Here is a 15,256-nt window from a genome sequence, read left to right as displayed (position 1 = left end):
TCACATCGGGCAGGCACCACCACGGGGGCGAAGGGGAGGGGAAGCGACTATGCGTTCGGAGCAGATCCGCCGCTGGGAGTCCGGAGCACTGGCGCACGCCGTGACGGATCCCTTCGGGCAGGGCCCCGTTCCGTGGCTGCGCGGCGATGTCACCTACTTCGACGACACCGGGCAGATCGTCCCCTGGTACGCGGACCAGGACGCCCTCCATCCGCGGCGCAAGGGCGGCCGCTCCGGCGGGCCCCGCGCGGCCGACGACGTCAACCGCCAGATCAAGGGCTTCACCTCGACCGGCGCGGTCGCCCCGGGCGAGGCCGTCGACTTCCACATCACGGTCGACCCGCCCCAGCAGTTCGCCGTCGACATCTACCGCATCGGCCACTACGGCGGTGACGGCGCCGCCAAGATCACCACCAGCCCGCGGCTGTCCGGCATCGTCCAGCCCCCGCCCCTCACGGCCGACCGCACGGTCTCCTGCCATCACTGGTGGCTGTCCTGGCGCCTGCAGGTCCCGTCGTACTGGAGCATCGGCGCGTACGTGGCGGTCCTCACCACGGCCGACGGCTACCGCTCCCACGTGCCGTTCACCGTCCGCCACGACCAGCCCGCCGACCTGCTCCTCGTCCTGCCCGACATCACCTGGCAGGCCTACAACCTCTACCCCGAGGACGGCCGCACGGGCGCGAGCCTCTACCACGCCTGGGACGAGCAGGGCCGCCTGCTGGGCGAGGCGGACGCCGCCACGACGGTCTCCTTCGACCGCCCGTACGCGGGCGCCGGCCTGCCGATGCACGTGGGCCACGCCTACGACTTCATCCGCTGGGCCGAGCGCTACGGCTACGACATCGCCTACGCCGACGCCAGCGACCTGCACGCGGGCCGTGTCGACCCCACCCGCTACCGCGGCCTGGTCTTCCCGGGCCACGACGAGTACTGGTCGGCCGGGATGCGCCGGACCGTGGAGGCCGCCCGCGACGCCGGCACCTCCCTCGTCTTCCTCTCCGCCAACTCGGTGTACTGGCAGGTGGAACTGGGTCCCTCCCCGTCCGGCGTCCCGCACCGGCTGCTCACCTGCCGCAAACGCAAGGGCCCCGGGAAGCCGGTGCTGTGGCGGGAGATCGACCGGGCGGAACAGCTGCTCCTCGGCATCCAGTACGCGGGACACGTGCCCGAGCCGCAGCCGCTGATCGTGCGCAACGCCGGCCACTGGCTGTGGGAGGCGACCGGGGCGCACGAGGGCGACGAGATCGCGAACCTGGTGGCGGGCGAGGCCGACCGCTACTTCCCGCGCACCCCGCTGCCCGACCACGAGGAGCGCGTCCTGCTCGCCCACTCCCCGTACACCGACAAGCAGGGCGTCCTGCGCCACCAGGAGACGTCCCTCTACCGCGCTCCCTCCGGTGCGTGGGTCTTCGCAGCAGGAACGTTCGCCTGGTCCCCGGCCCTGGACCGCCCCGGCCACGTCGACGCGCGCGTCCAGCGCGCCACCGCCAACCTCCTGGACCGCATCTGCAAACGCGACTGACCCGCTGTCGGTGATCAAGCTCGCATACGGGAGAATCGAGCCACTCGTACAGAACCACGGGGAGGAACCGTGTCCGGATTCGTCGAAAAGCCCGAGCCGCTCCAGATTCCGGGCCTGGTGCATCTGCACACCGGCAAGGTGCGCGAGCTCTACCAGAACGAGGCGGGCGACCTCGTCATGGTCGCCAGCGACCGCATCTCCGCGTACGACTGGGTGCTGCCGACCGAGATCCCCGACAAGGGCCGGGTCCTCACGCAGCTCTCCCTGTGGTGGTTCGACCAGCTCGCCGACCTGGTCCCGAACCACGTCCTGAGCACGGAACTGCCGGCGGGCGCCCCGGCCGACTGGCAGGGCCGCACCCTGGTCTGCAAGTCCCTGCAGATGGTCCCGGTGGAGTGCGTGGCCCGCGGCTACCTCACCGGCTCGGGTCTGGCCGAGTACCGGCAGACCCGTACGGTGTGCGGCCTCGCCCTGCCCGAGGGTCTGGTCGACGGCAGCGAGCTGCCCGCCCCGATCTTCACCCCGGCCACCAAGGCCGAGGTCGGCGAGCACGACGAGAACGTCTCCTACGAGGAGGTCGCCCGCCAGGTCGGCGCCGACACCGCGGCCCGGCTGCGCCAGGCGACCCTCGCCGTCTACTCGCGCGGCCGGGACATCGCCCGGGAGCGGGGCATCATCCTCGCGGACACCAAGTTCGAGTTCGGCTTCGACGGCGACACCCTGGTCCTCGCGGACGAGGTCCTCACCGCCGACTCCTCGCGTTTCTGGCCGGCCGACCAGTGGCAGCCCGGGCGGGCGCAGCCGTCGTACGACAAGCAGTACGTGCGCGACTGGCTGACCTCGGCCGAGTCCGGCTGGGACCGCACGAGCGAGCAGCCGCCGCCGGCCCTGCCGCAGCAGGTCGTCGACGCCACCCGGGCCAAGTACGTGGAGGCCTACGAGCGCCTCACCGGCACGAGCTGGTCGTAGCACACGAAGAAGCCCCCCGGCCGGAACCGGGGGGCTTCTCGCTGGAGCGAACGACGAGGTTCGAACTCGCGACCTCAACCTTGGCAAGGTTGCGCTCTACCAACTGAGCTACGTTCGCATGCGCCGTGGCGCGGGAACCACTATACCCAACCTCGCTCCCGCGCGAGCCGCACCGCGGCATGCCGGTTCTCCGCCCCCAGCTTCGACACGGCCGACGAGAGGTAGTTCCGTACGGTCCCCTGCGACAGCGCGGCCCGCTCGGCGATCTCCGCGACGGGCGCCCCGTCGGCGGCGAGCTCCAGCACCTCGGCCTCCCGGGCGGTCAGCGGCGAGTCCCCGGCGGCGATCGCGTCGGCGGCCAACTCCGGGTCGACGTACCGGTTCCCGGCGTGCACGGTGCGGATCAGCTCCGCGAGCCGCTGCGCGCTCACCGTCTTCGGCACGAACCCCCGCACCCCGGCCGCCAGGGCCCGCTTCAGATGCCCGGGCCGTCCGTGGCTGGTGACGATGAGCACCTTGCAGCCGGGCAGTTCGGAGCGCAGGGATGTGGCGACCTTCACACCGTCGGCGCCGGGCATCTGGAGATCCAGTACGGCGACGTCGGGCCGGTGGGCCCGGGCCATCGCCAGCGCCTCGGGCCCGGTGGCCGCCTCGGCGACGATCATGAGGTCCTCCTCCAGCGCCAGCAGCGCCGCGAGCGCCCCGCGGATCAGGTGCTCGTCGTCGGCGAGCAGCAGCCGCACGGGCTGGACGGCCGTCATCGCGTGACCTCGCTCACCTCGTGGGCGGAGCCCTGCGGGGCGGTCCCCGACGGCAGGGCGATCTCGGCCCGCAGCCGGAACAGCCGCTTCCCGGCGGGCCCCGCCTCCAGCGTTCCGCCGATCTTCGCCAGCCGCTCCCGCAGACCGGCGAGCCCGGAACCGGACGCGCCGGACGAGCCGCCTCCCGCCTCCGTGACCCCGTCGTTCTCCACGGACAGCACCACACGCCCCTCCCGTACCCGCAGTTCCACCGCACACCGCCGCGCGTCCCCGTGCCGCAGCACGTTCGTCGCGGCCTCCCGCACCACCCACCCCAGGGCCGACTGCACCGCCGCCGGGAGCCCGGTCACCGCGTCCGCGCTCACCGTGCAGTCGATGCCGGCCGCGGCCAGCACCCCCCGCGCACCGGCCAGTTCCGAGGCGAGGTCGGCCTCCCGGTAGCCGCGCACCACCTCGCGCACCTCCCGCTGCGACTCCTGCGCGAGCCGCTGCACCTCGACCATCTGCGCCACCGCCTCGGGCCGCCCCCGCTGGGCCAGTTGCGCGGCCAGCTCGCTCTTGAGCGCGATCACGGCCAGATTGCGCCCCATGACGTCGTGCAGATCCCGCCCGAAGCGCAGCCGCTCCTCGGCGACGGCGAGCCGGGTCCGGGTCTCACGGGCCTCGTCGAGCTCGTAGACGGCGTTGAGCAGCCACACGGAGAAGACGGCCGTGAAGGCGATGAAACAGCCACCGGCCAGGACCACCATCGCCGTGACCAGCGCGGCCTGGAAGGGGGCGCCGAAGGCCAGGGCCACCATCCCGGCCCCCAGCGCGAAGCCGGCGGCGATCCCGAACGCGCGCCGCCGGTCGCGGACGCCGAGCGCGATGATGCCGGGACCGAAGATCAGTACGACGCCGAAGACGCCGCCCGCCGCGGTGTCGGCGGAGTCACCGCCCGGCCCGTGCTCGGCGACGCCGAGGGCGGCGACGGAGAGCACGGCGGTGACGGCGGCCAGCGTCCACAGCAGTCCCACCGGCTGGGGCCTGCGGCCCCGCGTCCAGTCCACCGCCCGGGAGACGGTGGCGAAGCACACCGCGGCGTGCAGGCCGACCATGAGCAGCACCGCGCCGCCCAGCCGGGGCCCCAGCGGGACGGCCGACGTGATCCCGACGGAGAAGAACTCCATCACGGCGAAGAGGTGGAACGACGCCCGCGTGTAGGTCTCGACCTTCGCCGGGGTCGTCTTCCCCCGCCACCACCTGCCCGGCCCGCGCATCAGCCCCTCACTCCCCGTCCGCTCAGCGCCGAGGTTCCCAGTGGAACCTCCGCCGTACAGCAAACACGGCGATGGCGGTCCAGGCCAGCGCGGTGGCGACGGCGCCGAGCGCCTCGTAGGCGGACAGGTCGCCGGTCCAGCCGCCGCGCACCAGGGTGACGGCGGGCGTCAGCGGCAGCAGCTCGCACACGGAGGCCACCCGGTCCGGCAGCAGCTCCAGAGGGACGAACATGCCGGAACCGACCATCGAGACCATCACCAGCGGCATGGGCGTGACCTGGGCGCTCTCGCCCGTCCGGGTGAAGCTCGCGGTGGCCGCGGCGAGCGCGGCGCACAGCACCAGCCCCAACAGCAGACCCAGGGCGGCGAGATGGGGCGCGGGCGGCGCGGCCACGTCCAGCAGCACGGTGCAGCCCGCGGCCAGCAGCAGACTCTGCGCGAGCCCGGTCAGCACGGCCGGCAGGGACGCCCCGGCCAGGATCTCGGCGTCGCGCAGCTCGCCGGTGCGCAGCCGCTTGAGGACGAGTTCCTCCCGCCGGACGACGAAGGTGCCGACGAGTACCGAGTAGACGGCGAACAGCAGGGAGAAGCCGATCGCGGCGGGCAGCACGAAGGTGCCGGTGTCGAGCCCGGCCTGGGCGAGGTCCATCTCCTTGGCCGCTTGCGACGCGCTGACCGGCAGCACCAGCGGCACGAACAGCGCGGCGACGAGGGCGCCCCTGGTCCGCCCCAGCAGGGTCAGTTCGGCGCGGGCCAGGGCCGTCATCCGGCCCAGCGCGGTGGTCGCCGCGGGGCGGGGGGTGGTGGGGACGGCGCTCATGCCGCGTACTCCTTCGTGGTCGTGGCCCGCCCGGCGGAGGCCTCCTTGGCGATTCCGAGGAACGCCTCCTCCAGGGAGGCCGACCGCACGTCCAGGCGGCGCAGCTCGACCCCGGCCCGGTCGGCCCACACCAGCAGCCCGGTGGCGGTCCGCTGCAGTGCGTGGGTGCGCAGCCGGACCGTCCGGCCGTCGCTCTCGTGCCCGCTCACGCCCAGCTCGCCGAGCGGCGGGAGGTCGCCGACGAAGTAGCCCTCGGGCAGCTCGAAGGAGATCCGCGAGGGCTCGGCGGCGGTGACCTCGGCCGGGGTGCCGGTGACGGCGATGCGTCCCTCGTGCATGATCGCCAGCCGGTCGGCGAGGTGCTCGGCCTCCTCCAGGTAGTGCGTGGTCAGCAGCACCGTCGTACCGCCGTCGCGCAGCGCGCCCACCAACTCCCAGGTGTCGCGGCGGCCTTCGGCGTCCAGGCCGGTGCTCGGCTCGTCCAGGAACAGCACCTCGGGGTCGCCGAGCAGGGCGAGCGCCAGGTCCAGCCGGCGCCGCTGGCCGCCGGACAGCTGCTTGACCCGGGTGCCGGCCTTCGACTCCAGGCCGACCAGGGCCAGCACCTCCGCGGGCGGCCGGGCCCCGCTCACGCACCCGGCCCACATCCGCGCGGTCTCGGCGACGGTCAGCTCGGACGGGAACCCGCCCTCCTGCAGCATCACGCCGGTGCGGGGCCGTACGGCGGCCCGCTCGGTGTACGGGTCGTGCCCGAGGACCCGGATACGGCCGGCGGCCGGCGCCGCGAGTCCTTCCAGCAGTTCGACGGTCGACGTCTTTCCCGCGCCGTTGGTGCCGAGCAGCGCGAAGATCTCCCCGCGCCGGACGGAGAAGCTGATTCCGCGTACCGCCTCGAACCCGCCCCCGTACACACGCCGCAGGTCGGTGACCTCAATCACGTGTTCGTGTCCGTTGGTTTGCATGCTTCCAGCGTTCCGTCCGCACGGCCCGCGGAGCAGTGCGCGCTGTCATCACTCGGCATGACAAATGTCAGAGAGTCCCGGGGAAACGAAAAGACCCCGGTCCATCAGGACCGGGGTCTCATTCCCGAGCGGACGACGAGGTTCGAACTCGCGACCTCAACCTTGGCAAGGTTGCGCTCTACCAACTGAGCTACGTCCGCATTGCTCCCGACCAGCTTTCACTGACCGGTGCGGGCACCAGCCTACCTGATCCACAGGAGTGGTCGGTACGGCGATGCAGAGCGGGTGACAGGAATCGCACACTGCGCCTTCCCCCTGGAAGGGGGATGTTCTACTACTGAACTACACCCGCGTGTTCCGTGAGCTGGGCCTTTCGGCCTCGCCCCTCGGCGTGCTCCAGACTCTAGCTGATCAGCGGGGGTGCTGCGCAAGTCGGTTGCCGCGAGGGGTCGGTGGCCGGTCGTCGGCGGGGGCCCGCGAGGCCGTCACTGCGCGGCGCTGAACGCCTCGTAGACCTTCTTGGGGATGCGCCCGCGCGCGGGGACCTCCATGCGGTTGGCCTGGGCCCAGGCGCGCACCGCCGACGGGTCGGGGGCGACCTCGGTCTGCCGGTACGCCCTGCCCGAACGGGACCGCTTGCGGCCGGCCTCCACGTAGGGCGCGAGCGCCTTCCGCAGTTCGCCGGCATTGACCTCGCTCAGGTCGATCTCGTACGACCTGCCGTCCAGTCCGAAGGCGATCGTTTCCGTCGCTTCCGAGCCGTCGATGTCGTCAAAGAGAGTGACCACGACCTTCTGCGCCACGAATATCGGTCCCTTCTTGCGGCACTTGCCAATTCATTTCTACAGTGCCCGGCAATGCATGGTGAAGCCCTGACTAAATCCTTCTGCGTGTCCGAACGCAATGGGTTCCGGGTGTCGATCGGGAATCTTTCCCGGAAATTTCCGTGTGTGCGCTCGTCGATGCCGGATCGTGATGACGGTCACGTAGCTTCCTACAAGTCGACGCGCGTAGAAATTTTGTGCGGGTAGTCTGAAGGAACCTGCTCAGCACCACACACCGGGAGTGCCAGTGGCACGCGTCGTAGTCGACGTCATGCTCAAGCCGGAGATCCTCGACCCCCAGGGCCAGGCGGTGCAGCGCGCACTGCCGCGGCTGGGTTTCGAGGGGATCTCGGACGTCCGCCAGGGAAAGCGTTTCGAACTGGAAGTTGACGGGCCGGTCGACGAGGCCGCCCTCGCCCGCATTCACGATCTTGCGGAGTCCTTCCTCGCGAACACCGTGATCGAGGACTTCACGGTCCGCGTCGAGGAAGTCGCGGAGGCCGTGAAGTGACCGCTCGTATTGGCGTCGTCACTTTCCCGGGTTCGCTCGACGACCGCGACACCCAGCGCGCGATCCGTCTCGCGGGCGCCGAGCCCGTCGCCCTCTGGCACAAGGACAAGGACCTCAAGCAGGTCGACGCCGTGGTGCTGTGCGGTGGTTTCTCCTACGGCGATTACCTGCGCGCCGGGGCCATCGCCCGTTTCTCGCCGGTGATGGAGCCCCTGCTGGAGCAGGCGAAGGCCGGACTGCCGGTGCTCGGCATCTGCAACGGCTTCCAGATCCTCACCGAGGCCCACCTGCTGCCCGGCACGATGCTGCGCAACGACCACCTGCACTTCATCTGCCGCGACCAGAAGCTGCGGGTGGAGAACGCCGAGACCGCCTGGACCACCGACTACACGGCCGGCCAGGAGATCCACATCCCGCTGAAGAACAACGACGGGCAGTACGTCGCCGACGCGTACACGCTCGACCAGCTGGAGGCCGAGGGCCGCGTCGCCTTCCGCTACGTGGACTTCAACCCCAACGGCTCGCAGCGGGACATCGCCGGCGTCACCAACGAGGCCGGCAACGTGGTCGGCCTCATGCCGCACCCCGAGCACGCCGTCGAGCCGCTGATCGGCACCGGCCGCACCGACGGCCTCCCGTTCTTCACCTCGATCCTCAAGAAGCTGGTCAACGCATGAGCCGGACGCCTCTGGACACGGTCGAGCACGCGGCCGCGACCCCCGACGTCGAGCTGCCCTGGGCCGAACTGGGCCTGAAGAAGGACGAGTACGAGCGCGTGGTCGAGATCCTCGGCCGCCGGCCCACCGGGGCCGAACTCGCCATGTACTCGGTGATGTGGTCGGAGCACTGCTCGTACAAGAGCAGCAAGGTGCACCTGCGCCAGTTCGGTGAGAAGGCCCCCGAGTCCGACGCCATGCTCGTCGGCATCGGCGAGAACGCCGGTGTGGTCGACGTCGGCCAGGGCTACGCGGTCACCTTCAAGGTCGAGTCGCACAACCACCCGTCGTACGTCGAGCCCTACCAGGGCGCGGCCACCGGTGTGGGCGGCATCGTCCGCGACATCATCGCCATGGGCGCCCGTCCGGTCGCGGTCGTCGACCCGCTGCGCTTCGGCGCGGCCGACCACCCCGACACCAAGCGCGTCCTGCCGGGCGTCGTCGCGGGCATCGGCGGCTACGGCAACTGCCTGGGCCTGCCCAACATCGGCGGCGAGGTCGTCTTCGACTCCTGCTACCAGGGCAACCCGCTGGTCAACGCCGGTGCCATCGGCGTCATGCGGCACGAGGACATCCACCTCGCGAAGGCGTCCGGCGCGGGCAACAAGGTCATCCTGTACGGGGCCCGCACCGGCGGCGACGGCATCGGCGGCGCCTCCATCCTGGCCTCGGAGACCTTCGACGACGCCAAGCCCTCCAAGCGCCCGGCCGTCCAGGTCGGCGACCCCTTCCAGGAGAAGCTCCTCATCGAGTGCACCCTGGAGGCGTTCAGGGAGAAGCTGGTCGCCGGCATCCAGGACCTCGGCGCCGCCGGCCTGTCCTGCGCCACCTCCGAGCTCGCCTCGAACGGCTCGGGTGGCATGCGCGTCACCCTGGACGACGTGCCGCTGCGCGACTCCACGCTCTCGCCCGAGGAGATCCTCATGAGCGAGTCGCAGGAGCGCATGTGCGCGGTCGTCGAGCCGGAGAAGGTCGACCGCTTCCTGGAGATCTGCGAGAAGTGGGACGTCATCGCCACCGTCATCGGTGAGGTGACCGACGGCGACCGCCTGGAGATCTACTGGCACGGCGGCAAGATCGTCGACGTCGACCCGCGCACGGTCGCCCACGAGGGCCCGGTCTACGAGCGTCCCTACGCCCGCCCGTCCTGGCAGGACGCGCTGCAGGCGGACGACGCGAACAAGCTGCCGCGGCCGGAGACGTCCGAGGAGCTGAAGGACCAGGTCCTGAAGCTGGTGGGCTCCCCCAACCAGGCGTCGAAGAAGTGGATCACCCAGCAGTACGACCACTTCGTGCAGGGCAACACCGTCCTGGCCCAGCCCGAGGACTCCGGCATGATCCGGATCGACGAGGAGACCGGCCTCGGCGTGGCCATCGCCACGGACGGCAACGGCCGGTACGCCAAGCTCGACCCGTACCACGGCGCCCAGCTCGCGCTGGCGGAGGCGTACCGCAACGTCGCCACCACCGGCGCCAGGCCGCTGGCCGTCTCCGACTGCCTGAACTTCGGCTCGCCCGAGGACCCCGCGGTGATGTGGCAGTTCGCGGAGGCCGTGCGCGGTCTGGCGGACGCCTGCCAGCAGCTCGGCACGCCGGTCACGGGCGGCAACGTCTCCCTCTACAACCAGACGGGCGAGGCGGCCATCCACCCGACGCCGGTCGTCGCGGTCCTGGGCGTCATCGACGACGTGGCCCGCCGCACGCCGGTCGCCTTCCAGGAGGAGGGCCAGCTGCTCTACCTCCTCGGCGACACGCGTGAGGAGTTCGGCGGCTCGGCCTGGTCGCAGGTGATCCACGACCACCTCGGCGGCCTGCCCCCGCAGGTCGACCTGGAGCGCGAGCGCCTGCTGGCCGAGATCCTGATCTCCGCCTCCCGCGACGGCATGATCGACTCCGCGCACGACCTGTCCGACGGCGGTCTGATCCAGGCCGTGGTCGAGTCGGCGCTGCTCGGGGACAAGGGCGCCCGTCTGATCGTCCCGGACGGTCTGGACGCCTTCACCTTCCTGTTCTCCGAGTCGGCGGGCCGCGCGGTCGTGGCCGTCCCGCGCTCCGAGGAGCTCCGCTTCACCGACATGTGCGGCGCCCGGGGCCTCCCGGCCACCCGCATCGGTGTCGTGGACGGCGAGACGGTCGACGTCCAGGGCGAGTTCACGCTCACCCTGGCCGAGCTCCGCGAGACCTACGAGAACACGATCCCGGCGCTGCTGGCGTAAGCGACGGCTCGAAGCCCCCGTCCGGTCCGTCCGGGCGGGGGCTTCGCCGTGCCCGGGGCGGCATCCCCGCGAGAAGGCTTGCACGCTATTACGTACTTCCGTAATCTCGGAGTGTGGATCTGGAACAGCGCGTCGCCGACCTCGAACGCCGCCTGGCGGCTCTGGAAGGCGACCGGCACGCCGGCCCCCGTGTCGACGGAGGCGACTTCTGGGCCCTGAACGGGCTCAAGGACCAGCTCTCCGGCGCGGGCGTCGCCGACGGAGGCGTCCTCTACACCGGCGCCGTACGGCTGCCGACCGGCGAGGAGTACGCCTGGCAGATGACCGCCCTCACCCAGGAGCTCCTGGACGGCGACGGGGCCGCGGCCGCCGAGTCCTTCGCGGCGCTCGGCCACCCCGTCCGGCTCCGGCTGCTGCGCGAGATCATCGGAGGCCGCCGCACCGCCGCCGAACTCGCCGAACTGGACGAGGTCGGCACGACCGGCCAGATCTACCACCATCTGAGCCGGCTCATGGGCACGGGCTGGCTGCACTCGACCGGCCGGGGCCGCTACGAGGTGCCGCCGGCCCGGGTCGTCCCGCTGCTGGTGGCGCTGGCGACGGCCCGTCCGTAGCCGAACAGGGGGAGAGATGTCCGTCCGCAAGCTCGGCATGGTCGCCTTCCGGGCTCTCCAGCTGCTCTTCATCGGCCTGGTGATCGCCCACGTGAGTCTGGGCTGGAGCCATCCGGCCCTGTGGGACCTGCTGCCGCTGGTGCTCGCGTACGGGGTCGTCACGGTCGCCAACCGGTGGGGCGGCGCCCCGGACAGTCCCCGGGTGGCCCGCGAGCCCGTCGAGGTCGCCCCGCCCGTCACCGGCCGCTGGCGCGCCCTGAACAGCCCGGCGGACCGCACCCCCAGCCACGGCGTCCACGCCCACGGCCAGACCTACGCCATCGACGTCGTGGCCGAACCGGCGCCCGGTGCCCGCCCCGCCTTCCGCCCGCTGTGGCCGCTCGCCCGCCGCCCCCGGGAGTTCCCGGCCTTCGGCGCCCCGGTCCTCGCGGTCGCCGACGCCACCGTCGTACGGGCACAGCACCGCCGGCGCGATCACCTCAGCCGCACCTCCCTGCCGGGGCTGCTCCACCTCATGCTGATCGAGGGCTCGGTGCGCGAGCTGTGCGGCACCGGGCACATCCTCGGCAACCACGTCGTCCTCGACCTCGGCGACGGCACCTACGCCGCCTACGCCCACCTGCGGCGCGGCTCCGTCACCGTCCGCGAGGGCGACCGCGTCCGCGCCGGGCAGCCGATCGCCCGCTGCGGCAACTCCGGCAACTCCTCCGAACCCCACCTGCACTTCCAGCTGATGGACGCCCCGGACCCCGACGCCGCCCGGGGCGTGCCCTTCACCTGGCGCGGGATCGGCGTCCCCCGCAACGGCGAGACCTTCGACGCGCCCGCCGCGGCGCCCGCCCTAGGCTGACCCCCATGCCCCCGGCCAGGAAACGCCCCCGCAGCTACGACCCCGTCAAGATCCGCACGGCCGTGCTCGCCCAGTTCGGGCACGTGCGGACCGCCGTCGCCGGGCTCACGCCCGAGCAGCTCGCCCTGCCCACCCGGCTCGGCGACTGGACGGTCCGGGACCTGGTGGCGCACGTCGGGATGATCCTGCGGGCCGTCTCCCGCCTGGTGGACCTGCCCGAGCCGGCCCGGCAGGACGCCACCCTGCTCGACTGGCCCTTCTCGATCGCGGCCGAGGCCCCGGACATCGCCGCGTACGCCCGCGAACTGGCCGAGCGCCACCCGGACCCGGTGGCCTACCTCGCCGCCGCCGAGGAGCGCTTCACCGCCGACCTCGACGCGCATCCCGGCACCCGGCTGCTCGCCACCGGGGCCGGCGCCCTGCCGCTCGCCGACTACCTGGTCACCCGCACCGTCGAACTCGTCGTCCACACCGACGACCTCAACGCCGCCGTCCCCGGCCTGGACGTCCCCTGCGACCGGCAGGCCCTGGCCGCCTGCACCCGGCTGCTGGCCGACGCGCTCGCCGTGAAGGCACCCGGCGGTTCGACGGAGGTGCGGGTGCCGCCCTACGCGGTGGTGCAGTGCGTCCAGGGGCCGAGGCACACCCGGGGGACCCCGCCCAACGTCGTCGAGACGGACCCGCTGACCTGGATCCGGCTGGCGACCGGGCGGCTGGAGTGGGCGCAGGCCCTCGGGGACGCCCGGGTGCGCGCGAGCGGGGAACGCGCGGACCTGTCGGTCCACCTGCCCCTGATGACATGAGGGGAACCGATCCCCCCGGGTGTCCCGTCGAAGGGGCATGGACAGGCAGAAGCAGCGCATGACACTGACGGCCGCCGCCATGCTCGTCCCGCTCATGGCGGCCTGCGGCAGCGAGAAGGCGGACGGCGGCAGCGGCTCGGTCGGCGCCGAGCGGCCGGTCACCGGCGTGCGGTGGAGCGTGGACAGCGTCACCGCCGACGGGAAGACCCACAAGGCCCCCACCGGCGCCCACGTCACTCTCGCCGACGGCCGGGCGGAGGGCAGCCTCGGCTGCAACACCTTCGGCGCCGAGGCCACCGTCGACGGCGACCGCGTCCGGCTCGGCAGGACCATGGCCACGGAGATGGCCTGCGAGGACACGCCCATGGCGTTCGAGGAGACCCTCGCGCGCACGCTGTCCGGCCACGAGTTCCGGGCCCGGGTGGAAGGCGACCGCCTCACCCTCACCACCGACGGTGGCGAGACCGTCCGCCTCACCGAGGCGAAGGACGCGCGGCTCGCCGGCACCCGCTGGACCGTCACGAGCCCCCGGGCCGACGGCCGCGCCCACCTCACCTTCGACGCGAAGAAGGGCACCGTCTCCGGCAGCCTCGGCTGCAACAAGGTCAACGCCAGGGCCACGGTCCGCGACGGCCATATCACCCTCGGCCCCCCGGCCACGACCCGAATGATGTGCGAAGACTCACTCATGGCCGACGAGAAGACCCTGCTGCGACTTTTCGACGGGAAGCTGAAGTACGGAGTCGATCACCAAACTCTGACGCTGACCAGCGAAAACGGCACGCGTGTGCGAGCTGTCGCCGAGCGGTGATCCCCCGGAAAGTCCGGTATCCCCAATTCGGACCAGTGGTCGACCTCGCCTACACTCGGTGGCGTGCCACGTGGTGACGGACGACTCAACCACGACCTGCTCCCCGGTGAGAAGGGCCCCCAGGACGCTTGTGGCGTCTTCGGTGTCTGGGCTCCGGGCGAAGAGGTCGCCAAGCTCACGTACTTCGGGCTCTACGCCCTCCAGCATCGAGGCCAGGAATCCGCGGGAATCGCGGTCAGCAACGGCTCGCAGATCCTCGTCTTCAAGGACATGGGCCTGGTCTCCCAGGTCTTCGACGAGACCTCCCTCGGCTCGCTCCAGGGTCACATCGCGGTCGGACACGCCCGCTACTCGACCACCGGTGCGTCCGTCTGGGAGAACGCCCAGCCGACGTTCCGTGCCACCGGGCACGGCTCCATCGCGCTCGGCCACAACGGCAACCTCGTCAACACCGCCCAGCTCGCCGAGATGGTCGCCGACCTGCCCAAGCAGGAGGGCGGCCGTACCCCGCGCGTCGCGGCGACCAACGACACCGACCTGCTCACCGCGCTCCTCGCGGCCCAGACGGACGAGGAAGGCAAGCCGCTGACCATCGAGGAGGCCGCCCACAGCGTCCTCCCGCAGGTCCGGGGCGCCTTCTCCCTCGTCTTCATGGACGAGCACACCCTGTACGCGGCCCGCGACCCGCAGGGCATCCGCCCGCTGGTCCTCGGCCGCCTGGAGCGCGGCTGGGTCGTCGCCTCCGAGTCCGCCGCCCTCGACATCTGCGGCGCCTCCTACGTCCGCGAGATCGAGCCGGGCGAGTTCGTCGCCATCGACGAGAACGGCCTGCGCACCTCCCGATTCGCGGAAGCGAAGCCCAAGGGCTGCGTCTTCGAGTACGTCTACCTGGCCCGCCCGGACACCGACATCGCCGGCCGGAACGTGTACCTCTCCCGCGTGGAGATGGGCCGCAAGCTGGCGAAGGAGGCCCCGGTCGAGGCCGACCTGGTGATAGCGACCCCGGAATCGGGAACGCCCGCCGCCATCGGCTACGCGGAGGCCTCCGGTATCCCGTTCGGCGCCGGCCTGGTCAAGAACGCCTACGTCGGCCGGACCTTCATCCAGCCCTCGCAGACCATCCGCCAGCTGGGCATCCGCCTGAAGCTGAACCCGCTGAAGGAAGTCATCAAGGGCAAGCGCCTGGTCGTCGTCGACGACTCGATCGTGCGCGGCAACACCCAGCGCGCCCTGGTCCGCATGCTCCGCGAGGCGGGTGCCGCCGAGGTCCACATCCGGATCTCCTCGCCGCCCGTGAAGTGGCCCTGCTTCTTCGGCATCGACTTCGCCACCCGCGCCGAGCTCATCGCCAACGGCATGACCATCGACGAGATCGGCACCTCCCTGGGCGCCGACTCCCTGGCCTACATCTCCATCGACGGCATGATCGAGGCGACCACCATCGCCAAGCCGAACCTGTGCCGCGCCTGCTTCGACGGCGAGTACCCGATGGAGCTCCCGGACCCCGAGCTGCTCGGCAAGCAGCTGCTGGAGACGGAGCTGGCCGCCGGCCCGGCCGCCACGGCCGCCGCCGACGCGATCCGCCGTCCCTAGACGGCCCGTCCTCCCCGCCGTA

Annotated in this window: 15 protein-coding genes and 3 tRNA genes; 10 read left to right on the top strand and 8 right to left on the bottom strand. The window is 71.8% G+C overall.

Translation table 11 applies throughout. The annotated features are described in order from the left end of the window. Window positions 1–49: 49 nt before the first annotated feature. Both ACPXCS_RS03640 and ACPXCS_RS03635 read left to right on the top strand, forming a co-directional pair. Window positions 50–1,525: a N,N-dimethylformamidase beta subunit family domain-containing protein gene (locus ACPXCS_RS03640; protein ID WP_425944475.1), complete on the top strand. Its 1,476-nt coding sequence runs from the start codon at window positions 50–52 to the stop codon at window positions 1,523–1,525. A 69-nt stretch (window positions 1,526–1,594) separates the two neighbouring features. Then, window positions 1,595–2,494 (top strand): phosphoribosylaminoimidazolesuccinocarboxamide synthase, encoded by a 900-nt coding sequence (locus tag ACPXCS_RS03635; RefSeq protein WP_425944476.1) that lies wholly within the window; start codon window positions 1,595–1,597, stop codon window positions 2,492–2,494. Window positions 2,495–2,536: 42 nt separating this feature from the next. Here ACPXCS_RS03635 and ACPXCS_RS03630 read toward each other — a convergent pair. From ACPXCS_RS03630 to ACPXCS_RS03595, 8 genes are all read right to left on the bottom strand, one after another. Beyond that, window positions 2,537–2,612 (bottom strand) — tRNA-Gly (locus ACPXCS_RS03630). A gap of 22 nt (window positions 2,613–2,634) precedes the next feature. Continuing rightward, entirely contained in the window at window positions 2,635–3,255 is a 621-nt protein-coding gene (locus ACPXCS_RS03625) for a response regulator (RefSeq protein WP_425944477.1), read from the bottom strand. Beyond that, window positions 3,252–4,514 (bottom strand): histidine kinase, encoded by a 1,263-nt coding sequence (locus tag ACPXCS_RS03620; protein ID WP_425944478.1) that lies wholly within the window; start codon window positions 4,512–4,514, stop codon window positions 3,252–3,254. The genes ACPXCS_RS03625 and ACPXCS_RS03620 overlap by 4 nt, the downstream gene beginning before the upstream one ends. Before the next feature lie 22 nt (window positions 4,515–4,536). Then, window positions 4,537–5,334: an ABC transporter permease gene (locus ACPXCS_RS03615; RefSeq protein ID WP_425944479.1), complete on the bottom strand. Its 798-nt coding sequence runs from the start codon at window positions 5,332–5,334 to the stop codon at window positions 4,537–4,539. Then, window positions 5,331–6,296 (bottom strand): ABC transporter ATP-binding protein, encoded by a 966-nt coding sequence (locus ACPXCS_RS03610; protein WP_425944480.1) that lies wholly within the window; start codon window positions 6,294–6,296, stop codon window positions 5,331–5,333. The genes ACPXCS_RS03615 and ACPXCS_RS03610 overlap by 4 nt, the downstream gene beginning before the upstream one ends. A gap of 127 nt (window positions 6,297–6,423) precedes the next feature. Beyond that, window positions 6,424–6,496: transfer RNA gene (locus tag ACPXCS_RS03605), tRNA-Gly, on the bottom strand. A gap of 80 nt (window positions 6,497–6,576) precedes the next feature. Further along, window positions 6,577–6,648, bottom strand: a tRNA-Gly gene (locus ACPXCS_RS03600). Window positions 6,649–6,781: 133 nt separating this feature from the next. Then, a complete protein-coding gene (locus ACPXCS_RS03595; RefSeq protein WP_425944481.1) occupies window positions 6,782–7,099 on the bottom strand; it encodes a histone-like nucleoid-structuring protein Lsr2 in 318 nt (105 codons plus the stop codon). Window positions 7,100–7,367: 268 nt separating this feature from the next. Here ACPXCS_RS03595 and purS point away from each other — a divergent pair, with 268 nt between their 5' ends. From purS to purF, 8 genes are all read left to right on the top strand, one after another. Further along, window positions 7,368–7,631 (top strand): phosphoribosylformylglycinamidine synthase subunit PurS, encoded by a 264-nt coding sequence (gene purS / locus ACPXCS_RS03590; protein WP_010045045.1) that lies wholly within the window; start codon window positions 7,368–7,370, stop codon window positions 7,629–7,631. Next, window positions 7,628–8,308 carry a phosphoribosylformylglycinamidine synthase subunit PurQ gene (purQ, locus tag ACPXCS_RS03585; protein WP_425944482.1) on the top strand — a complete coding sequence of 227 codons (681 nt, stop codon included), beginning with the start codon at window positions 7,628–7,630 and terminating at the stop codon, window positions 8,306–8,308. The genes purS and purQ overlap by 4 nt, the downstream gene beginning before the upstream one ends. Next, a complete protein-coding gene (gene purL, locus ACPXCS_RS03580; protein ID WP_425944483.1) occupies window positions 8,305–10,563 on the top strand; it encodes a phosphoribosylformylglycinamidine synthase subunit PurL in 2,259 nt (752 codons plus the stop codon). The genes purQ and purL overlap by 4 nt, the downstream gene beginning before the upstream one ends. A gap of 113 nt (window positions 10,564–10,676) precedes the next feature. Next, a complete protein-coding gene (locus ACPXCS_RS03575; protein ID WP_425944484.1) occupies window positions 10,677–11,177 on the top strand; it encodes an ArsR/SmtB family transcription factor in 501 nt (166 codons plus the stop codon). Between the two features lie 16 nt (window positions 11,178–11,193). Then, entirely contained in the window at window positions 11,194–12,027 is an 834-nt protein-coding gene (locus ACPXCS_RS03570) for a M23 family metallopeptidase (protein WP_425944485.1), read from the top strand. Between the two features lie 5 nt (window positions 12,028–12,032). Next, window positions 12,033–12,830, top strand: a complete 798-nt coding sequence (locus tag ACPXCS_RS03565; RefSeq protein WP_425944486.1) for a sterol carrier family protein — start codon at window positions 12,033–12,035, stop codon at window positions 12,828–12,830. A gap of 37 nt (window positions 12,831–12,867) precedes the next feature. Further along, window positions 12,868–13,641, top strand: a complete 774-nt coding sequence (locus ACPXCS_RS03560) for an META domain-containing protein (protein WP_425944487.1) — start codon at window positions 12,868–12,870, stop codon at window positions 13,639–13,641. A gap of 63 nt (window positions 13,642–13,704) precedes the next feature. After that, window positions 13,705–15,234: an amidophosphoribosyltransferase gene (gene purF, locus ACPXCS_RS03555; RefSeq protein ID WP_425970899.1), complete on the top strand. Its 1,530-nt coding sequence runs from the start codon at window positions 13,705–13,707 to the stop codon at window positions 15,232–15,234. Window positions 15,235–15,256: the final 22 nt, after the last annotated feature.

The sequence above is a fragment of the Streptomyces sp. DT190 genome (assembly GCF_049846985.1).
Classification (GTDB): Bacteria; Actinomycetota; Actinomycetes; order Streptomycetales; family Streptomycetaceae; genus Streptomyces.
Note: the sequence above shows the minus strand (reverse complement) of the source record. Positions and strands in the feature narration are given on the sequence as shown.

What these genes read in the sequence shown, in the direction of transcription:
- ACPXCS_RS03640 (WP_425944475.1), top strand. Translation starts at nt 50, where the DNA reads ATGCGTTCGGAGCAGATCCGCCGCTGGGAGTCCGGAGCACTGGCGCAC.
- ACPXCS_RS03625 (WP_425944477.1), bottom strand. Translation starts at nt 3,255, where the DNA reads ATGACGGCCGTCCAGCCCGTGCGGCTGCTGCTCGCCGACGACGAGCAC.
- ACPXCS_RS03620 (WP_425944478.1), bottom strand. Translation starts at nt 4,514, where the DNA reads ATGCGCGGGCCGGGCAGGTGGTGGCGGGGGAAGACGACCCCGGCGAAG.
- ACPXCS_RS03615 (WP_425944479.1), bottom strand. Translation starts at nt 5,334, where the DNA reads ATGAGCGCCGTCCCCACCACCCCCCGCCCCGCGGCGACCACCGCGCTG.
- ACPXCS_RS03610 (WP_425944480.1), bottom strand. Translation starts at nt 6,296, where the DNA reads ATGCAAACCAACGGACACGAACACGTGATTGAGGTCACCGACCTGCGG.
- purL (WP_425944483.1), top strand. Translation starts at nt 8,305, where the DNA reads ATGAGCCGGACGCCTCTGGACACGGTCGAGCACGCGGCCGCGACCCCC.
- ACPXCS_RS03570 (WP_425944485.1), top strand. Translation starts at nt 11,194, where the DNA reads ATGTCCGTCCGCAAGCTCGGCATGGTCGCCTTCCGGGCTCTCCAGCTG.
- ACPXCS_RS03565 (WP_425944486.1), top strand. Translation starts at nt 12,033, where the DNA reads ATGCCCCCGGCCAGGAAACGCCCCCGCAGCTACGACCCCGTCAAGATC.
- ACPXCS_RS03560 (WP_425944487.1), top strand. Translation starts at nt 12,868, where the DNA reads ATGGACAGGCAGAAGCAGCGCATGACACTGACGGCCGCCGCCATGCTC.